General features: G+C 67.5%; 15 protein-coding genes. 6 read left to right on the forward strand and 9 right to left on the reverse strand.

Annotation, left to right across the window (positions count from 1 at the left end; translation table 11 throughout):
• Positions 1 to 9 precede the first annotated feature (9 nt).
• From DIE22_RS11315 to DIE22_RS11330, 4 genes are all read right to left on the reverse strand, one after another.
• Complete coding sequence (locus DIE22_RS11315; RefSeq protein WP_124605110.1) at positions 10 to 861, reverse strand: carbohydrate ABC transporter permease; 852 nt, start codon at positions 859 to 861, stop codon at positions 10 to 12.
• Between the two features lie 11 nt (positions 862 to 872).
• Positions 873 to 1,790 carry a carbohydrate ABC transporter permease gene (locus tag DIE22_RS11320; RefSeq protein WP_124605111.1) on the reverse strand — a complete coding sequence of 306 codons (918 nt, stop codon included), beginning with the start codon at positions 1,788 to 1,790 and terminating at the stop codon, positions 873 to 875.
• 96 nt (positions 1,791 to 1,886) lie between these two features.
• A complete protein-coding gene (locus tag DIE22_RS11325; protein ID WP_124605112.1) occupies positions 1,887 to 3,125 on the reverse strand; it encodes an ABC transporter substrate-binding protein in 1,239 nt (412 codons plus the stop codon).
• A 63-nt stretch (positions 3,126 to 3,188) separates the two neighbouring features.
• Complete coding sequence (locus DIE22_RS11330; RefSeq protein ID WP_124497422.1) at positions 3,189 to 4,343, reverse strand: ABC transporter ATP-binding protein; 1,155 nt, start codon at positions 4,341 to 4,343, stop codon at positions 3,189 to 3,191.
• A 235-nt stretch (positions 4,344 to 4,578) separates the two neighbouring features.
• Between DIE22_RS11330 and DIE22_RS11335 the strand changes: the two genes are divergently transcribed.
• A complete protein-coding gene (locus DIE22_RS11335; RefSeq protein ID WP_124497421.1) occupies positions 4,579 to 5,592 on the forward strand; it encodes a LacI family DNA-binding transcriptional regulator in 1,014 nt (337 codons plus the stop codon).
• Between the two features lie 39 nt (positions 5,593 to 5,631).
• On the opposite strand, the gene DIE22_RS11340 is transcribed toward DIE22_RS11335, so the two are convergent.
• Genes DIE22_RS11340 through DIE22_RS11350 form a run of 3 tightly spaced genes read right to left on the reverse strand, consistent with a single transcriptional unit; the run spans position 5,632 to position 8,889 of the window.
• Positions 5,632 to 6,816: a porin gene (locus DIE22_RS11340; RefSeq protein WP_124605113.1), complete on the reverse strand. Its 1,185-nt coding sequence runs from the start codon at positions 6,814 to 6,816 to the stop codon at positions 5,632 to 5,634.
• A gap of 55 nt (positions 6,817 to 6,871) precedes the next feature.
• Positions 6,872 to 7,666 (reverse strand): ABC transporter substrate-binding protein, encoded by a 795-nt coding sequence (locus DIE22_RS11345; protein WP_124497419.1) that lies wholly within the window; start codon positions 7,664 to 7,666, stop codon positions 6,872 to 6,874.
• A gap of 53 nt (positions 7,667 to 7,719) precedes the next feature.
• The gene (locus DIE22_RS11350; protein WP_124605114.1) at positions 7,720 to 8,889 is read right to left on the reverse strand and encodes a M20 aminoacylase family protein; all 1,170 of its coding nucleotides are present in this window, start codon (positions 8,887 to 8,889) and stop codon (positions 7,720 to 7,722) included.
• A gap of 146 nt (positions 8,890 to 9,035) precedes the next feature.
• Between DIE22_RS11350 and DIE22_RS11355 the strand changes: the two genes are divergently transcribed.
• The 3 genes from DIE22_RS11355 (at position 9,036) to DIE22_RS11365 (ending at position 11,618) form a co-directional block, all read left to right on the forward strand.
• On the forward strand, positions 9,036 to 9,998 hold the full coding sequence (locus tag DIE22_RS11355; RefSeq protein WP_124497417.1) for a LysR substrate-binding domain-containing protein: 963 nt from the start codon (positions 9,036 to 9,038) through the stop codon (positions 9,996 to 9,998).
• A gap of 178 nt (positions 9,999 to 10,176) precedes the next feature.
• Positions 10,177 to 10,452: a formaldehyde-responsive transcriptional repressor FrmR gene (frmR, locus tag DIE22_RS11360; RefSeq protein WP_124497469.1), complete on the forward strand. Its 276-nt coding sequence runs from the start codon at positions 10,177 to 10,179 to the stop codon at positions 10,450 to 10,452.
• Between the two features lie 56 nt (positions 10,453 to 10,508).
• Positions 10,509 to 11,618 carry an S-(hydroxymethyl)glutathione dehydrogenase/class III alcohol dehydrogenase gene (locus DIE22_RS11365; protein ID WP_124497416.1) on the forward strand — a complete coding sequence of 370 codons (1,110 nt, stop codon included), beginning with the start codon at positions 10,509 to 10,511 and terminating at the stop codon, positions 11,616 to 11,618.
• Between the two features lie 223 nt (positions 11,619 to 11,841).
• Here DIE22_RS11365 and DIE22_RS11370 read toward each other — a convergent pair whose 3' ends face one another.
• Entirely contained in the window at positions 11,842 to 13,035 is a 1,194-nt protein-coding gene (locus DIE22_RS11370) for an NnrS family protein (protein WP_124605115.1), read from the reverse strand.
• A 173-nt stretch (positions 13,036 to 13,208) separates the two neighbouring features.
• Complete coding sequence (locus DIE22_RS11375; RefSeq protein ID WP_124497414.1) at positions 13,209 to 14,234, reverse strand: AraC family transcriptional regulator; 1,026 nt, start codon at positions 14,232 to 14,234, stop codon at positions 13,209 to 13,211.
• Between the two features lie 353 nt (positions 14,235 to 14,587).
• On the opposite strand from DIE22_RS11375, the gene DIE22_RS11380 reads away from it, so the two are divergent.
• Together DIE22_RS11380 and DIE22_RS11385 are read left to right on the forward strand one after the other, a co-directional pair.
• Entirely contained in the window at positions 14,588 to 15,826 is a 1,239-nt protein-coding gene (locus tag DIE22_RS11380) for a dienelactone hydrolase family protein (protein ID WP_124605116.1), read from the forward strand.
• Positions 15,827 to 15,896: 70 nt separating this feature from the next.
• On the forward strand, positions 15,897 to 16,685 hold the full coding sequence (locus tag DIE22_RS11385; protein ID WP_124497412.1) for an SDR family oxidoreductase: 789 nt from the start codon (positions 15,897 to 15,899) through the stop codon (positions 16,683 to 16,685).
• The last annotated feature ends 46 nt before the right edge of the window (positions 16,686 to 16,731 follow it).

The following is a 16,731-nucleotide window of genomic DNA, read 5'->3' on the forward strand; positions in this document are numbered from 1 at the left end:
TGGGACGGATCAGCCCTTGGTCGCGCCGAACGTGAGCCCGGCGACGAAGTGCTTCTGCATCGCGAAGAACATCAGCACCGACGGCAGCGCGGCGAGCACCGAGCCGGCCGACACGATGTTCCAGGCGGTCGTCCACTGGCCCTTGAGCGCGGCGACGCCGACGGTGATCGGCGCCGCGTCGTCGCCTTGCGTGAGGCATAGCGCCCAGAAGTAGTCGTTCCACACGAACGTGAACACCAGGATCGCGAGCGCGGCGAGTGCCGGCCGCACGAGCGGCAGCACGACGCGCCAGTAGATCGACCACTCGGACGCGCCTTCGACGCGCGCGGCCTCGATCAGCTCGAACGGCAGCTCCCGGATGAAGTTGCGCAGGAACAGCGTGCAGAAGCCGGTCTGGAACGCGGTATGGAACAGCACGAGCGCCCACACGGTGTTGTAGAGGCCGACGCCGAGCATGATCTGCCGCACCGGGATCATCAGGATCTGGATCGGCACGAAATTGCCGGCGACGAACAGCCCGAGCAGCACGAGATTGCCGCGGAACCGGTAGTTCGCGAGCGCGTGCCCCGCGAGCGACGCGAGCAGGATCGACGCGGCCACCGACGGCACCGTGATCAGGATGCTGTTCGCGAAGTAATGCAGCATCGGTGTCTGCGTGAGCGCGGCGCCGTAGTTCTCGAGCAGCGCGAACTGCTTCGGCCAGTCCCAGTAACGACCGGCCATGATCTCGTCGGTCGAGCGGATCGACGTGACGAGCACCGCGAGCAGCGGCACGAGCCACAGCGCGAGCGCGCACGGCAGCGACAGCCGGTACAGCAGGCGGGCGGAACGTCCCCAGCGGGACACGGGCATCGGATACATGTTGGTGATCCTTACGATTCGACGCGCACCAGCTTGCGCAGTTGCCACACGATATAGACGAGCATGATCGCGAACAGCACGACCGCGATCGCGGCCGAATAGCCTTCGCGGTAGTACTTGATCGCCTGGTCGACCATGAAGTACGCGAGCACGGTCGAGCTGTCGAACGGGCCGCCGCCCGTCATCACCGAGATCAGGTCGAAGCTGCGCAGCGCGCCGATCACGGTCAGCACCACCGCCATGAAGGTCGCGGGCCGCAACTGCGGCAGGATCACGTGCCACAGCAGCGTGAAGCCGCGCGCGCCTTCCATCCGCGCCGCCTCGACGATCTCGCCGTTGATGCCGGTGAGCCCGGTCAGATAGAGGATCATGCAGAACGGAATCTGCGGCCACAGCGCGGCGACGATCACGCCATAGGTCGCGTAGCGCGGATCGCCGAGCACCGGGATCCCGTGCCCGACGATCAGCTTCAGCAGCCCGAACGTCGGGTCGTAGAACCACGAGAACACCAGGCCGACCACGACGCCCGGCAGCACGAACGGCGCGAAGAACAGCGACTTCACGAGCCGGATCCCGAACACGTTCTGGTTCAGGTACAGCGCAAGCGCGAGGCCGAGCGGCGGCGCGGCGAGGAACAGCGCGAGCCACAGCACGTTGTTCTTCAGCGCGACGTAGAACGTATCGGACTGCAGCAGCTCGCGATAATTGTCGAGCCCGGCATACGTCATCGGCGTCATCCCGTCCCAGTGATGGACACTCAGCCAGATGCTGCTGACGATCGGATACAAGACGAACACGGTGAAGAGCGCGAATCCCGGCAGCACGAACAGCAGGGCCGCGCGGTTGCGCCGGCGCGCGAGCGACGCGCGCGCATGCCGCTGCTGGCCGGCTTCGCGGCGCACGGCGCTTTCGGACAGGCTGGTTGACATGAGGTGACCTTCGACGAAGCGGACGAAGCGGACAAAAAAGGGCGTGACGGTGGCTACGCAGCACCGGACCGGCATGGCCGGCCCGGCCGCAGCGCGTTACTTCCGGTAGATGCGCTTGCGGGTCTGCTCGAGGCGCTGCAGGATCGCATCGAGCTGCGCCGGGTCGGACAGGAACTGCTGCATCGCCTTCATCCCCTCGTCGGCCATTTCCTTCGTCATGTCGCGATCGTAGAACTGCGCGATGCCGCCGGGCGTCGTCGCGAGCGTGCGGAAACCGATCCTCGAGATCGGGTCCTGCGGCTCGGGCGCCTTGTTGTTCGACGGCAGCTGCCCCATCCCCTTCGCGAACTCGCCGTTGATCGCCGGTTGCCCCATGAATGCGAGCAGGCGACGCGCATCCGTCTTGTTGTGCGCCTTCGCCGGGACGATCATCACGTTGACCGGGCCGTCCTCCGCAAGCGGCACCGACGCGTCGATCACCGGGAAGCGGAAGAAGCTGATCGGGTTGCGCGTCGCGCTCAGCAGGCCCGCCGAATACCAGGTGCCCATCAGCGTCATCGCGGCCTGGCCGTTGACGATCAGCGGGCTGAGCGAATCGACGTCGTACGACAGCGCGTTGTCGATGAAATACTTGTCGTCGATCAGCTTCTTCCAGGCCGCGTACACGGCCCGCACGCGCGGGTCGGTATACGCGACGTCGCCGGCCATCAGCTTCTGGTGGAACGCGTAGCCGTTGATCCGCAGGTCCAAATAGTCGAACCACGCGGCCAGCGTCCACGCATCGCGCGCGGCCACCGCGATCGGCGCGATGCCGGCCGCCTTCAGCTTGCGGCACGCATCGAGAAACTGCGCCCAGTCCGCGGGCTCGCCATGAACGCCGGCCTTCTCGAACAGGTCCTTGCGGTAGAACAACCCATACGCGTCATAACCGAGCGGCAGGCTGTAGAGCTTGCCGCCATAGGTCGACGACTGCTTCACGGCCGCATACGTGTCGTTCCAGCCGTTCTTCTGCCAGTCCGCGCTCAGGTCCTCGATCAGCCCGCGCTTCGCGAAATACGCGAGCCGCTCGCCGTTGTTCCAGCTCAGCACATCGGGCGGATCCGTCGCGAGCCAGCCGGACATCTGCACCTTGTACGCCTCCTCGCCGACGTAGCTGACCTTCAGGTCGATGTCCGGATTCGCCTTGTGGAACTGGTCGAACACCGCTTGCCACGTCGCGCGCTGGTTGCCGCGCGCGGCGACGTTCACCTTGAGCGTGCCCGCGTCGGCCGTTCCCGCGGCGAACGCCGCGGCAGTCGTCAGGGCAAGCAGCAGTCGGCTCGCACGAAGTCTCATCGTTGTCTCCTGGTATGGATGTAATGGGTGCCGCGCCGCGCGCGGCGGATCGGCGCCGCGCCGCTATGCGAACGCCGCTTCGGCGTGGATGGCCGGCAATGCGATGCCGGCTTCGTCGAACAAGTGGCAGCACGATGGCGGCACGCGGAACGCATGACGCTCGCCGCGCCGCAGCGCGGCCTGGCCCGGCAGTTTCGCGAGCAGCGGCACGCCGCCGGGCTGGTCGAGATGCACGTACGCGGCTTCGCCGAGCTGCTCGACGAGCGCGACGTCGCGCACGATCGCCGGCCACTCCGCATCGCCGGACGCCGCGACCGTCAGATGCTCGGGACGAATCCCGAGCGTCACGCGCGCGCCGGTGCCGACGTGGCGCGGCAACGGGCGATCGCGCAACGTCAGCGTTTCGCCGGTCCCGTCCAGGCGCAGCCGGCAGCCGTGCGCATCGCCTGCTTCGACGACCGCCGGCAGGAAGTTCATCCGCGGCGAGCCGATGAAGCCCGCGACGAAGCGGTTGGCCGGCCGGTGATACAGCTCGAGCGGCGCACCGGCCTGCGCGATGCTGCCGAAGCGCGCGACGTCGTCGCCCGCGTGCAGCAGCACGATCCGGTCGGCCAGCGTCATCGCCTCGATCTGGTCGTGCGTCACGTAGACGGAGCTCGACTGCGTAAAGCGTGCGTGCAGGCGGGCGATCTCGACGCGCGTCTGGCCGCGCAGCGTCGCATCCAGATTCGACAGCGGCTCGTCGAACAGGAACACACGCGGCTCGCGCACGATCGCACGGCCGATCGCGACGCGCTGCCGCTGGCCGCCCGACAGCGCCTTCGGCTTGCGATCGAGCAGTGTCTCGAGCTGCAGCACGCGCGCGGCCTCGGTCACGCGGCGCCGGATTTCATCCTTCGGCGTGCCGGCGATGCGCAGGCCGAAACCGATGTTGTCGAACACGGTCATGTGCGGAAACAGCGCATAGCTCTGGAACACCATCGCGACACCGCGCTCGGCGGGCGGTGTGTCGTTCATGCGCGCGCCGCCGATCCGCAGTTCGCCTTCGGTCACGTCCTCGAGCCCGGCGATCATCCGCAACAGCGTGGATTTGCCGCAACCCGACGGGCCGAGAAACACGCAGAACTCGTGCGACGCGATCTCCAGGTTCACGTCGCGCAGCACCGGCGCATGGTCGCCGTAGCGCTTCGAGACGTCCTTCAATGTAATGGCGGTCATCGCGCTCTCCTCTCCTGGGTCAGGCGCTTCGGGTCGAAAAATTTAACCGCTTAAATTCCGGTGGCGCAGTTCGCCCGGTTCGCCTTACCATGTCGTCTCCTTCATCTGATGTGTCGAGAAATTAGCGTATCGCCTGTCCCTGTGCAACGTGTGGGACGCACTCCCAGAATATGAGCAGACATTCCCCCGCTTCACTTCCGTCGTGCAGCGTTGACCGACCGGCCGGAGGCCGCGCATGGTGACGCTCGCGCAAGTCGCACGGCGCGCGAACGTCACCGCGGCAACCGTCTCGAACGTGCTGCGCAATCCGCAGAAGGTGAAGCCGGCGACCGTCGAACGCGTGATGGCGGCGATCCGCGAACTCGGCTATCGGCCGAACCTGACCGCGCGGGCGCTGGCCGAGGGCCGCACGTCGACGCTCGCGCTGATGCTGTCGAACATCACGAACCCGTTCTATCCGGAGTTCGTGCTCGCCGCCGAGCGCGAGGCGCGCAAGCGCGGCCATTACCTGCTGGTGTCCAATACCGACGACGATCCGGCGATCACGCGCAACTACCTCGAGCGGATCGCGGGGACGCTCGCGGCCGGCGCGATCGTGATGAACACCGATCTCGCCGAAGCCGAACTCGCCGACATCGCACGTCATGGCGCATCGATCGTGCTGTGCATGTGGGAGCACGTGCATGCGTCGCGCACGCTGCCGTGCGTGACCGTCGATTTCGCGGCGGCGGGCGCGATTGCGGCCGCGCACCTGTCCGGGCTGCGGCATCGCGCGTTCGGCGCGCTCGTCGGCAAGGGCTCGGGCGGCCCGCAGTCGGTGCGGCTGCGCGGCTTCGCCGACGAACTCGCGGCGCGCGGGCATCCGGCGGAGGCGCTGACGACCGTGTCGGCACACGACTCGATCGAAGGCGGCTACGAAGCGGCCGCCGCGCTGCTGCGCGCGAAGCCCGGACTCACCGCGCTGTTCGCGACCAACGACCTGATGGCGATCGGCGCGATGCAGGCGGCCGCCGATCTCGGCCTGCGCGTGCCGGCCGATCTGTCGGTGGTCGGCATGACCGATATCCAGCTCGCCCATCAGTTCCGCCCCGCGCTGACGACGGTGCGGTTCCCGACGTCGCAGATCGCCGCGCGGGCGATCGCGCTGACGCTCGACATGATCGACGGGATCGAGCCGGCCGCGGCCGTGCATACGATCGGGGCGCCGGAACTCGTCGTGCGGGAATCGACGGGGGCGGCGCCGGGCTGACGCGCCGGCACGCCGCCGCCCCCCTCCCGCCCGGTTCCATCAGAACTTGTGACGGATCCCCGCATGCACCATCAACTGCTTCGACGTCGACGACAGATCGGCCGCCCCCGGGATAACCGCCTGATCGAGCGACGAGCCGGTCGCATCGCCCGCCACCCGCTGGTACGCGCCCATCAGGTAGACGTCGGTGCGCTTCGACAGGTTGTAGTCGGCCATCAGCCCGATCGAATGGATCTTCGGTTTCGCGCTCCCCGTGGTCGCGTCATAGCGCACGGTCGTATACACATACTGCGCGCCGACAAAGAACGCCGGCGTGAACTGGTACTTGCCGTTCACTTCGAAGTTCTGGTACTTGATCGCCGTAACCGTGCCGCCCGAAAGCGGCCCCGTGACGGGTTCGATCGTCTCGTCGCCGAACAGGTAGCCGACGTTCGCGGTCGGCCGCGTCACGTTGCTGTTCGTGTACGCGAACCCGATCGTCGCGGGCCCTGCCGTGTAGTTGATCCCGGCCCCGAAGATCCGCAACCGCGCGGATGCGAAGTTCGCATCCGCTCCGACCGACCCCGAGCCCGCGATCGCGCCGCCGGCGGTCGCGCCCGGGTTGTCCGCATTCAGGAACGCCGCGCCGACGAGCAGGCCGCCCTGCTCGTACTGTGCGCCGACGCTCCACTGCCGGTTGTTCGCGAACCCGGTGTCGTTGCTGAAGCTGTACGTGCCGCCGAACGAGAAGCCGGCAAAATCCGGGCTCGCGTACTTGACCGTGTTGTTCACGCGGAACGTGTTGCCGGTGTTGTCGTTGTCGAGCGGATGCGAGAACGGATAGACGCCCCAGCTGCCGTTCGCGGTCGTCGGCGCGAGATAGTCGACGACCGAGTCATATTGCCGGCCGAGCGTCAGCGTGCCGAAGCGCGCACTGCCGAGCCCGACGTAAGCCTGCCGCCCGAACATGCGGCCGCCCTGCGCGAGCGTGCCGCTGTTCACGTTGAAACCGTTCTCGATCTGGAACAGCGCGCTGTAGCCGCCGCCGAGATCCTCGGTACCCTTCAGCCCCCAGCGGCTGCCCTGCGCGAAGCCGCTCGCCATCTGCCACGCAGCGTGGCCGCCGACGTTGTTCGTATAGTCGATGCCCGCATCGATCAGCCCGTACAGCGTGACGCTGCCTTGTGCGAAGGCCGGCGCCGCGCAGAGTGCCGGCATCGCGACGAAAAACAATCTCCAGTTCATTCGTTTTCCTTATTGATATGATGATCCCTACCCGCTCGATACGGGTCGGTGCTGCTTACTTCGTGCCGTAGATGTCGAAGTCGAAGTACTTGCGGTTGATCCGCTGATACGTGCCGTTCGCGAGGATCGTCGCCAGCGCGCGGTTGAACGCGTCGCGCAGGTCGGTGTCCTGCTTGCGCAGCCCGAGGCCGTCGCCCTGCCCGAAATATTTCGCGTCGTCGATCGCCGCGCCGACGAACATGAAGTCCTTGCCCTGCGGCTTCTTCAGGAAGCCGTCGCTGGCCGCGATCGATGCCTGGAACGCCGCGTCGAGCCGCCCCGTCACGAGATCGGCATAGACCTGGTCCTGGTTCTGGTACGACTCGATCTGCACGCCGGCCGGCTGCCAGTTCGCGATCGCATAGTCGGCCTGCGCGGAGCCCTGCTCGACGCCGATCCGCTTGCCCTTCAGCGACGCAGCCGTCGGCAGCAGCGGCGAACCCTTGCGCGCGATCAGCCGCGCCGGCGCATTCGAGATCCGGTTCGTGAACGCGATCTGCTGCATCCGCTTCGGCGTGATCGTCATCGACGACGCGATCACGTCGAACTTGCGTGCGAGCAGCCCCGGAATCATCCCGTCGAAACTCGACTCGACCCACACGCAGCGCGCATGCAGCTCCGCGCACAACGCGTTCGTGATGTCGATCCCGAAGCCGGTCAGCGAGCCGTCGGGCTGCTTGTATTCGAGCGGCGGGTACGTGGGATCGACCGCGAGGCGGATCTCCTTGCCCGTCCAGTCGCCGGCATGCGCGCCGGCTGCCACCGTCGTTGCCGTCAGCGCCACCGCGAGCGCCGCCATCCATTGTTTCATTGCCAGTCTCCTAGTTTCCATCGTTGAAGGTGAAGCGAATCCGTCCGCCCGCTTCATGCGAGGTAGCGCTCGGCGAGCGCGATCCAGTAGCTCGCGCCCGTCGCGAGGCACGCATCGTTGAAGTCGTAGCCGGGGTTGTGCAGCCCGCAGCCGGCCGCGCCGTCGCCGTTGCCGATCGACAGGTAGCTGCCCGGGCACGCGTCGAGCATGAATGCGAAATCCTCGCTCGCCGCGATCGGCCGCAGATGCGGAATCAGTGCGTCGTCGCCGCCCCATTCGCGCGCCACGTCACGGGCGAACGCCGTTTCCGCCGCGTGATTGACGAGCACCGGATAGCCGTGGCGATAGTCGATCTCGGCCGTCGCGCCATAGCTGCCGGCCTGGCCGTGCACGATCGCGCGAATGCGCCGTTCGAGCAGCGCGCGCACGTCCGGCGACAGCGCACGCACGCTCAGTTCGAGATCCGCATGGGGCGGAATCACGTTCGATGCGGTGCCCGCGTGGATCGAGCCGGTCGTGACGATCGCCAGTTCCTGCGGATTCACGTTGCGTGACACGACCGTCTGCAGCGCCATCACGATCGACGCGCACACGACCACCGGATCGATCGTCGTATGCGGCGCGGCGCCATGGCCGCCGCGCCCGGTCACGCGCACGCGCACCTCGTCGGCCGACGCCATCGCCGGGCCGTCGCAGAAGCCGAGCACGCCGGCCGGCAGGCCCGGCACGTTATGCATCGCGAACACGGCATCGCACGGGAACCGGGTGAACAGCCCGTCGTCGAGCATCCGCTTCGCGCCGCCGAGCCCTTCCTCCGCCGGCTGGAAAATCAGGTTCAGCGTGCCGCTGAAGCGTCCGCGCTCGGCCAGGCAGCGGGCCGCCGCGAGCAGCATCGCCGTGTGGCCGTCGTGGCCGCACGCGTGCATCACGCCGTCGTGCCGACTCGCATGCGGCAGTCCGGTCGTCTCGCGGATCGGCAGTGCATCCATGTCCGCGCGCAGCCCGAGCCGCTTCCCGGCGCCGTGCATGAGCGTGCCGACCACGCCGGTGCCGCCGAGGCCGCGCGTGACCCGATAACCCCATGTTGTCAGGTAGTCGGCGACGAGCTCACTCGTCGCGTGTTCCTCGAAACCGAGCTCCGGATGCGCGTGCAGCCGCCGGCGCAGCGCGATCATCTCCGTCTCGATGGCCGCCATTTCAGGCGGAATGCGTGTTCGATCCAACCCCGTTACTCCTCGATGCGTGCCGGTTGCCGATCGCCGGAACGGCGGATCGTGGCGAGATCGTAGGCAGCGAAAAAACCGGCGAACAGCCGCAGTTTCGTTATGATGACAACCTTTCGTTGTCAGGTATCGCACCCCTCGGCACCATGAGCACGATCAAGCTGCATCAACTGCAGGCGCTCGTCGCGAGCGCGGAGGCCGGGAGCATCCGCGGCGCGGCGCGCACGCTCGGCCTGTCGCAGGCGGCCGTCACGCGCGCGCTGCGCGAGCTGGAGGCCAGCGAGCGCCTGCCGCTGCTGGTGCGCGCGCCGGAAGGCATCGGCTTCACCGAATACGGGAAGACCCTGCTCACGCACGCGAAACTCGTGCTCAAGCAGCTCGAGCATGCGCAAAGCGATCTCGAACGGCTGCGCGGGCGCGTCGAGGGGCGGCTGAGCGTCGGCGTCACGCCGTGGCTGACGATGACGTTCCTCGCGGAAACCGTGCTGCAGTTTCGCGAACGGATGCCCGACGTGCGCCTCGAGCTCTACGAGGCGCTGATGGCCGTCGCGCAACCGCTGCTGCGCGACGGCAGCATGGATTTCGCGCTCGGCCACGTGCAGCCCGGCAGCGGCGCGCAGGAATTCGCATTCGAGCCGCTGCTGCGCTACGACACATCGGTCATGGTGCGCGCCGGGCATCCGCATGAGCGCGCGAAGTCGGTGCACGACCTGCTCGAATGCGACTGGGTGCTGAATTCGTCGGCCGACGGCCAGGCCGCGCTCGTCGACTATCTGTTCACGCGGCACGGCGCGCGGATCGACGAACGGCGCATCGTGCGCGCGCAGTCGGTCGCGATGCTGCAGACCATGCTCGAACAGGCCGGCATGTGCACGTGGTGCCCGACGATCCTCGCGGCGGTGCCGCCGTTCGGCGAGCGGATGCGCGTGCTGTCGCTGCAGGAGACCTTCGAGCCGAGCGAACTCGGCATCGTCACGCGTCGCAGCAGCACGCTGAGCGATGCCGCGCGCTGCTTCATCGACTGCCTGCTGCACACGATCCGGCGGCATGCGCGGTCGGCACGCAAAGAGGATCTCGCGCTGTTCCGCACGCTTGCGCTGTTGATCTGACGGCGAACGGCGCCAGCGGGAACCGCGGCGGCGCCGCAACCGCGACTCATCCAGCCGGCTGACTGCGCTTTCCATTCCCGCTCGACGCCCGCCGTGCCGCCCCCCCGGGAATGATCTCGTATACCTCCGCGCCGCAATGTTCTATACTGCCCCCCAGTATCAGGAATCCACCTATCCCATGCCGCATTCCCCCGAAGAAAAGAAACGCGTCCTGACCCGCGTGCGCCGTGTTCGCGGGCAACTGAACGCGCTCGAGCAGGCGCTCGAGGAGGGAGCGGACTGTGGTCCGATACTTCAGCAACTGGCTGCCATCCGCGGCGCGATCAACGGCGTGATGGCCGGCGTGCTCGAAAGCCATTTGCGCGAGGAATTCACCCAGCTCGCGGACGCCCCGCGGCCCGCGTCCGGATCGATCGACGATATCGTGACCCTCGTTCGGTCCTACTTGCGCTGACCGATGCGGGATCGTCGACGTCCGATCCATTCGTTGATTTTTTTATCAGGATTGCCATGAAATCACGTGCCGCAGTTGCATTCGAGGCGGGTAAGCCGCTGCAGATCGTCGAAATCGACGTCGAACCGCCCCGCAAGGGCGAAGTGCTCGTCAAGATCACGCATACCGGCGTGTGTCACACCGACGCCTTCACGCTGTCGGGCGACGATCCGGAAGGCATCTTTCCCGCCGTGCTGGGCCATGAAGGCGCCGGCATCGTGGTGGAAGTCGGCGAAGGCGTGACGAGCGTCAAGCCCGGCGACCACGTCATTCCGCTGTACACCGCCGAATGCGGCGAGTGCCTGTTCTGCAAGAGCGGCAAGACCAATCTGTGCGTGTCGGTGCGCGCCACCCAGGGCAAGGGCGTGATGCCCGACGGCACCACGCGTTTCAGCTACAACGGCCAGCCGATCTACCACTACATGGGCTGCTCGACGTTCAGCGAATACACGGTCGTCGCCGAAGTGTCGCTCGCGAAGATCAACCCGCAGGCGAATCCGGAGCAGGTCTGCCTGCTGGGTTGCGGCGTCACGACCGGCCTGGGCGCGGTGAAGAACACGGCCAAGGTGCAGGAAGGCGACACCGTGGCCGTGTTCGGCCTCGGCGGCATCGGTCTCGCGGTGATCCAGGGCGCCAAGCTCGCGAAGGCCGGCCGCATCATCGCGATCGACACCAACCCCGGCAAGTTCGACCTCGCGCGCGTGTTCGGCGCCACCGATTGCGTCAACCCGAAAGATCACGCCAAGCCCATCCAGCAGGTGATCGTCGAAATGACCGGCTGGGGCGTCGACCACAGCTTCGAGTGCATCGGCAACGTCAACGTGATGCGCGCCGCGCTCGAATGCGCGCACCGCGGCTGGGGCCAGTCCGTCGTCATCGGCGTCGCGGGCGCCGGCCAGGAAATCTCGACGCGCCCGTTCCAGCTCGTCACCGGTCGCCGCTGGCTGGGCACGGCATTCGGCGGCGTCAAGGGCCGCTCCGAACTGCCGGGCATGGTCGAGGAAGCGATGGCCGGCACGATCCAGCTGGCACCGTTCGTCACGCACACGAAGCCGCTCACCGGCATCAACGAAGCGTTCGACCTGATGCACGAAGGCAAGTCCATCCGGACCGTCGTGCATTTCTGAAACACGCGCAAGGAGGCCATTGCGGCTGCCGCAACCGGTCTCCTCGCGCGATGCCGCCGGCAAGCCGCGATGCTTGCCGGCGCGACGCATTCTCCGCCCCCTCCGCAATCGGACCGGCAACGGTCATCGTCACGCCATCTCCTGTCCGGCGCGCAATGCGGGTCCGCGGCTTCCGCGGCTGTGCCGCACGCTCTCGCGCCGCCAATCCGACCACGCGCGAGCGTCAATCCTGGCGACCATCGGCGCGCGGCGACATCAGCACCGGCGCGTAATGCACCGTGTATGCCAAGAACGCGACGATCCAGCACGCACCCGACACATCGAGCCAGACCGCGTACGGCACGCCGGGAATGAGCGGCCCGAACACGCGGATCACGGCCGCACCGATCACCAGCCAGTAACACAGCTGCTCCCACGGGCCCGCGACGAGCATGCGCCCCGTGTGGCCGAGCGCCGTGCGCGTGATCATCGCGATGATCGCCCCGCCGATCGCGCCGACGGTCAACGCATGCACGGCGAGCGAATGCGCGACCACGCCGGCGCACGACAGCGCGAGCAGCACGAAGCCGGCCGGAATCCACAGACAGGACACGTGCAGGATCCACACGATCGGCCGCTTGCCGACGCGCCATGAATGCCATCCCGCGAGGCGCCATGCATGCAGCACGGCGGTGGCGAGCGCAGCGACGATCAGCAGCGTAGCGGGCGCACCGAGCGCGTCCGCGAACAGCGTCAGCGCGACGGCGGGGGCCGCGAGCGCGTCCACGATCCTGAACCGGCGAATCGTGAAGCCGGGAATCGCGTTCATCGTGAACATCGGCACGATGCGGCCGGTGATCACCGCGACGAAGAACACGACGAGCCCCGTCGCCGCGTACGCGGCACGCAGCGCGAGATCGGCCCGCCCCGTCATCACGCAGGCATGGAACAGCGCGTTCAACGCGCCGAACAGCAGCAGCGCGACCGGCAGGAACACGTTGTGCCGGTTCCTCGCCGAAATCAGCACGCGCAACAGCACGACGGCCGTCACCGGCAGGAACAGCGCGTCGACGACGGCCGCGAGCATCGCCGGCCCCGACCAGACGAGCACGCGCCCCGCCAGCCAAAGCAGCCACAGCGCGGCGAGCGCGGGGCCGCGCAACGTTTCGCGCGACGTCCAGGCCCGCGTGGCGGTCAGCAGGAAGCCGACGACGATCGCGGCGACGAAGCCGAAGATCATCTCGTGCACATGCCACATGAGCCCCGTCATCGCACCGCCGCGCCCGGCGGCGGGCACGCCGTGCCAGGCCGCGAGCCACACCGCGACGGCAAGGCTCGCGAACAGCGCGCCGGCCAGATAGAAGGGCCGCAGGCCAAGCTGCAGCAACGGCAGCGTATCGGGCGCCGACGGGGCCCGCATCGGTTCGCTGATTTTCATGTGCGCCTCCGGCAATCCAGGATGACGTCATTCATCCTAGACCCGTGACGCCAGCGATGGGGCGTGCCCCTACGCGGCGCAGTGGCATCGTCCGCGTTCATGACATGCGTCAAGCCCGCGCTTCACGCATGTGCCAGACTTTCAACCTCGAGCCTGCGTTGCCGGTGCAACCGTCAGCACCGCACGCGCCGCATCCGGAGCGTGGCCGACGGCGATTCCCCGAACGCGCGCTTGTAGTCGATCGCGAACCGCCCGAGGTGCGCGAAGCCCCATTTCAGCGCGATGTCCGTCACCGACGCGAGCCCCGGTGTCGCCTCGTCGAGCAGTTCGTCGCGCACATGTTGCAGCCGCAACTGGCGCACGAATGCCATCGGCGTGATGCCGTGCCGATTGCGGAATCCGGCGAACAGCGTGCTCGGGCTGACGCCCGCGAGTTCGGCGAGCCGTTCGATCGTCAGCGGCTCGTCGAGATGCGCGCGGATGTATTCCTCGACGCGCCGCACATAGAACGGCGCGAGCGGTGCCGGCGCGGGCCGTGTGCCGTTGCGTGCGCTGTTCGGGTGGCCGTACAGCAACAGATTGAGCAGCGTCGATTCGAGTTGCTCGAACGCGAGCGGATGGCGCAGCGGATGCCCGTCCGTCGCGATCGCGTCGGCGAGCATCGGCAGCATTTGCGCGAGACACGCGCCCTGCTGCGACGACAGGCTGAATTCCGGCTCGAACTCCACCGGCACACGCCGGTGGTCGCCGAAATGCCGCTGCGCATGCCGCTCCATCACCTCGCGCTCGATGCGCAGGATCGCTTGCGGGCACGCCTCGCCCCACCGCATCCTGAGCGGCAGCGTCGGCGACAGCAGCGACGCGGTATCGGGCGACGACACGAAACGCGTCGCGCCGCATTCGATCTCGGCGTCGCCGCGCAGCGGAATCTGCAACAGGTAGAAGTGTTCGAGCGGCCCCGGTTCGATCGACACCTCGCCACCGTAATCGAGCAGATTCAGCGACAGGTTGCCCCAGCGCGCATGGTGCATGCAGCTGTGCAGCGCACGCGAATCGCCGGTCAGCGTGAGCCGATGCGGCTTGAACACGTCTGCCACGCGCGCGCGCACCTCGTCGAGATCGTTCGACTGCAGCAGCAGCGTGTCGTGATTGAAACAGGCGGCGTCGCCCAGCCAGCCCGTTCCGGAAATTTGCCCCATCGAAGTTCTCCCGTCGTGCTCGATCGCACTTGCGCGGTGCACGCATTCCCGATCCCGGGATTCCCGTCGCACGATCCGGATAGCATCCGGCGTATCCGGACAGTCCGCGTCGTCACCCTACGCAAGCCCTGCGCACCTGACGCAAGAAGCGGACCGTTCGCGAATCGTAGAAAACTGTGCGGGACTTCCGCATCCGCACATACCCGCAGTGCACCGCGTTCCGGCCCCGGCGCGACGGGCCGATCCGCAGGTTTCCGGAATTCGCGGATACCGGCCGAAGAAAGCGGATAGAAGCGCGCGTTTCGTCCGCCAATACTGGATCCATGCAAGCCACGAACAGGATGGAGGGACCCATGCAAGGACAACATATCGAGATCCCGTCGCCGGACGGCGGGGCGTTTCGCGCATACCTGAGCACGCCGGCCGGCGGCACCGGGCCGGGCATCGTGCTGTGTCACGAAATCTTCGGCGCGAACGCGACGATGCGCGACGTGGCCGACTATTACGCCGAGGAAGGCTATACGGTGCTCGTGCCCGACCTGTTCTGGCGTCAGGCCCCCGGCATCGAACTCGGTTACACCGCGGCCGACTTCGAGCGCGCGATGGCGCTGTACCGCGAGTACGACGAAAACAAGGGCGTCGAGGACGTCGCCGCCGCACTGGCCGTGCTGACACAACGGCCGGAATGCACCGGCAAGGCCGGCGTGCTCGGCTACTGCCTCGGCGGCAAGCTCGCGTATCTCGCCGCGTGCCGGCTGCCGGACGTGGCCGCCGCCGTCAGCTATTACGGCGTGGGGATCGAGCAGGCGCTCGACGAGGCCGCTCATCTGCACGGCCGGCTCGTGCTGCAGATCGCCGCGCAGGACCGCTTCTGCCCGCCCGACGCGCAGCAGCGCATCGCCGCGGCGCTGGCGGGGCGCGACGGCGTCGAAGTGTACGTGTACCCGGGCGTCGATCATGCCTTCGCGCGCATCGGCGGCGATCATTTCGACAAGGCGGCCGCGGTCATGGCGCACCAGCGCACGATCGCCGCGTTCCGCGCGGCGCTCGGCCCGCACTACGATCTGTCCACACTGTGGGAAGAACATCTGCGGCACGAATTCGACACGCGCAACGTCGACGCGACGATGGACACGATGGTCGCGCAGCCTTACGTGAACCATATCCCGACGCTGACGGGCGGCGTCGGCTACGACGAGCTCAGGCGCTTCTACACGCATCACTTCGTGCATGCGAACCCGCCCGACACGACGATCACGCCGATCTCGCCGATCTCGCGCACGATCGGCGCGAGCCAGATCGTCGACGAACTGCTGTTCTGCTTCACGCATACGACCGAGATCGACTGGATGCTGCCCGGCGTCGCGCCGACCGGCAAGCGCGTCGAGATCCCGCTCGTCGCGATCGTCAAGTTCCGCGGCGACAAGCTGTATCACGAACACATCTATTGGGACCAGGCGAGCGTGCTCGTGCAGATCGGCCTGCTGGACGCGGCCGGGCTGCCCGTCGCCGGTATCGAAACGGCGCGCAAGCTGCTCGACGAAACCGTGCCGTCGAATGGGCTGATGCAGCGCTGGCACGACAGCGCGTGATTGCCGGCGGATACGCAGGTGACGCGTCGGACGCGCGCCGCCTTCATTCAATCATTCCAGGAGACACCCCATGACTGCCCTTGCTGGCAAAGTCGCGATCGTCACCGGCGGCGCCACGCTGATCGGCGCCGCCGTCGCGCAGGACCTGAGCCGCGCCGGCGCGTGCGTCGCGATCCTCGACCTCGACGCGGAAAACGGCGCGCGCGTCGCCGATACGCTCGGCGAACGCGGGATGTTCATCGCGACCGACATCACCGACGACCGCGCGATCGAACGCGCGGTGTCGGCCGTCGCCGAACGCTTCGGCTCGATCGACCTGCTGATCAACCTGGCGTGCAGCTACGTCGACAACGGCATCCAGGCCACGCGCCGCGACTGGCTCGCGGCGATGGACGTCAACGTCGTGTCGGCCGCGATGCTGGTCAAGGCCGTTCATCCGTACCTGACGCGGCGCGGCGGCGGCGCGATCGTGAACTTCAGTTCGATCTCCGCGCAGTGCGCGCAGACCGGCCGCTGGCTCTACCCGACCTCGAAGGCCGCGATGCGCCAGCTCACGCGCAGCATGGCGATGGATCTCGCCGCCGACCGGATTCGTGTCAACTCGGTGTCGCCGGGATGGACGTGGTCGCGCGTGATGGACGAGCTGACGCACGGCGACCGCGCGAAGACCGACCGCGTGGCCGCGCCGTTTCATCTGCTCGGCCGCGTCGGCGATCCGTCGGAAGTCGCGCAGGTCGTCACGTTCCTGTGCAGCGACGCGGCGAGCTTCGTGACAGGCGCCGACTACGCGGTGGACGGCGGCTATTCAGCGATGGGCCCCGAGCAGGCAGTGCCGGCGATTCCGCGACTGGCGGAATAACCCGCGCCGCTTCCTTCGTCCACGTCACGACTCACGTAATTCGTTC

The sequence above is a fragment of the Burkholderia sp. Bp9142 genome (assembly GCF_003853415.1).
GTDB lineage: Bacteria > Pseudomonadota > Gammaproteobacteria > Burkholderiales > Burkholderiaceae > Burkholderia.

Excerpts from the sequence above, each read along its gene's own strand:
- DIE22_RS11315 (WP_124605110.1), bottom strand. The coding sequence starts at position 861 with ATGTATCCGATGCCCGTGTCCCGCTGGGGACGTTCCGCCCGCCTGCTG.
- DIE22_RS11320 (WP_124605111.1), bottom strand. The coding sequence starts at position 1,790 with ATGTCAACCAGCCTGTCCGAAAGCGCCGTGCGCCGCGAAGCCGGCCAG.
- DIE22_RS11325 (WP_124605112.1), bottom strand. The coding sequence starts at position 3,125 with ATGAGACTTCGTGCGAGCCGACTGCTGCTTGCCCTGACGACTGCCGCG.
- DIE22_RS11330 (WP_124497422.1), bottom strand. The coding sequence starts at position 4,343 with ATGACCGCCATTACATTGAAGGACGTCTCGAAGCGCTACGGCGACCAT.
- DIE22_RS11335 (WP_124497421.1), top strand. The coding sequence starts at position 4,579 with ATGGTGACGCTCGCGCAAGTCGCACGGCGCGCGAACGTCACCGCGGCA.
- DIE22_RS11340 (WP_124605113.1), bottom strand. The coding sequence starts at position 6,816 with ATGAACTGGAGATTGTTTTTCGTCGCGATGCCGGCACTCTGCGCGGCG.
- DIE22_RS11345 (WP_124497419.1), bottom strand. The coding sequence starts at position 7,666 with ATGAAACAATGGATGGCGGCGCTCGCGGTGGCGCTGACGGCAACGACG.
- DIE22_RS11355 (WP_124497417.1), top strand. The coding sequence starts at position 9,036 with ATGAGCACGATCAAGCTGCATCAACTGCAGGCGCTCGTCGCGAGCGCG.
- frmR (WP_124497469.1), top strand. The coding sequence starts at position 10,177 with ATGCCGCATTCCCCCGAAGAAAAGAAACGCGTCCTGACCCGCGTGCGC.
- DIE22_RS11365 (WP_124497416.1), top strand. The coding sequence starts at position 10,509 with ATGAAATCACGTGCCGCAGTTGCATTCGAGGCGGGTAAGCCGCTGCAG.
- DIE22_RS11370 (WP_124605115.1), bottom strand. The coding sequence starts at position 13,035 with ATGAAAATCAGCGAACCGATGCGGGCCCCGTCGGCGCCCGATACGCTG.
- DIE22_RS11375 (WP_124497414.1), bottom strand. The coding sequence starts at position 14,234 with ATGGGGCAAATTTCCGGAACGGGCTGGCTGGGCGACGCCGCCTGTTTC.
- DIE22_RS11380 (WP_124605116.1), top strand. The coding sequence starts at position 14,588 with ATGCAAGGACAACATATCGAGATCCCGTCGCCGGACGGCGGGGCGTTT.
- DIE22_RS11385 (WP_124497412.1), top strand. The coding sequence starts at position 15,897 with ATGACTGCCCTTGCTGGCAAAGTCGCGATCGTCACCGGCGGCGCCACG.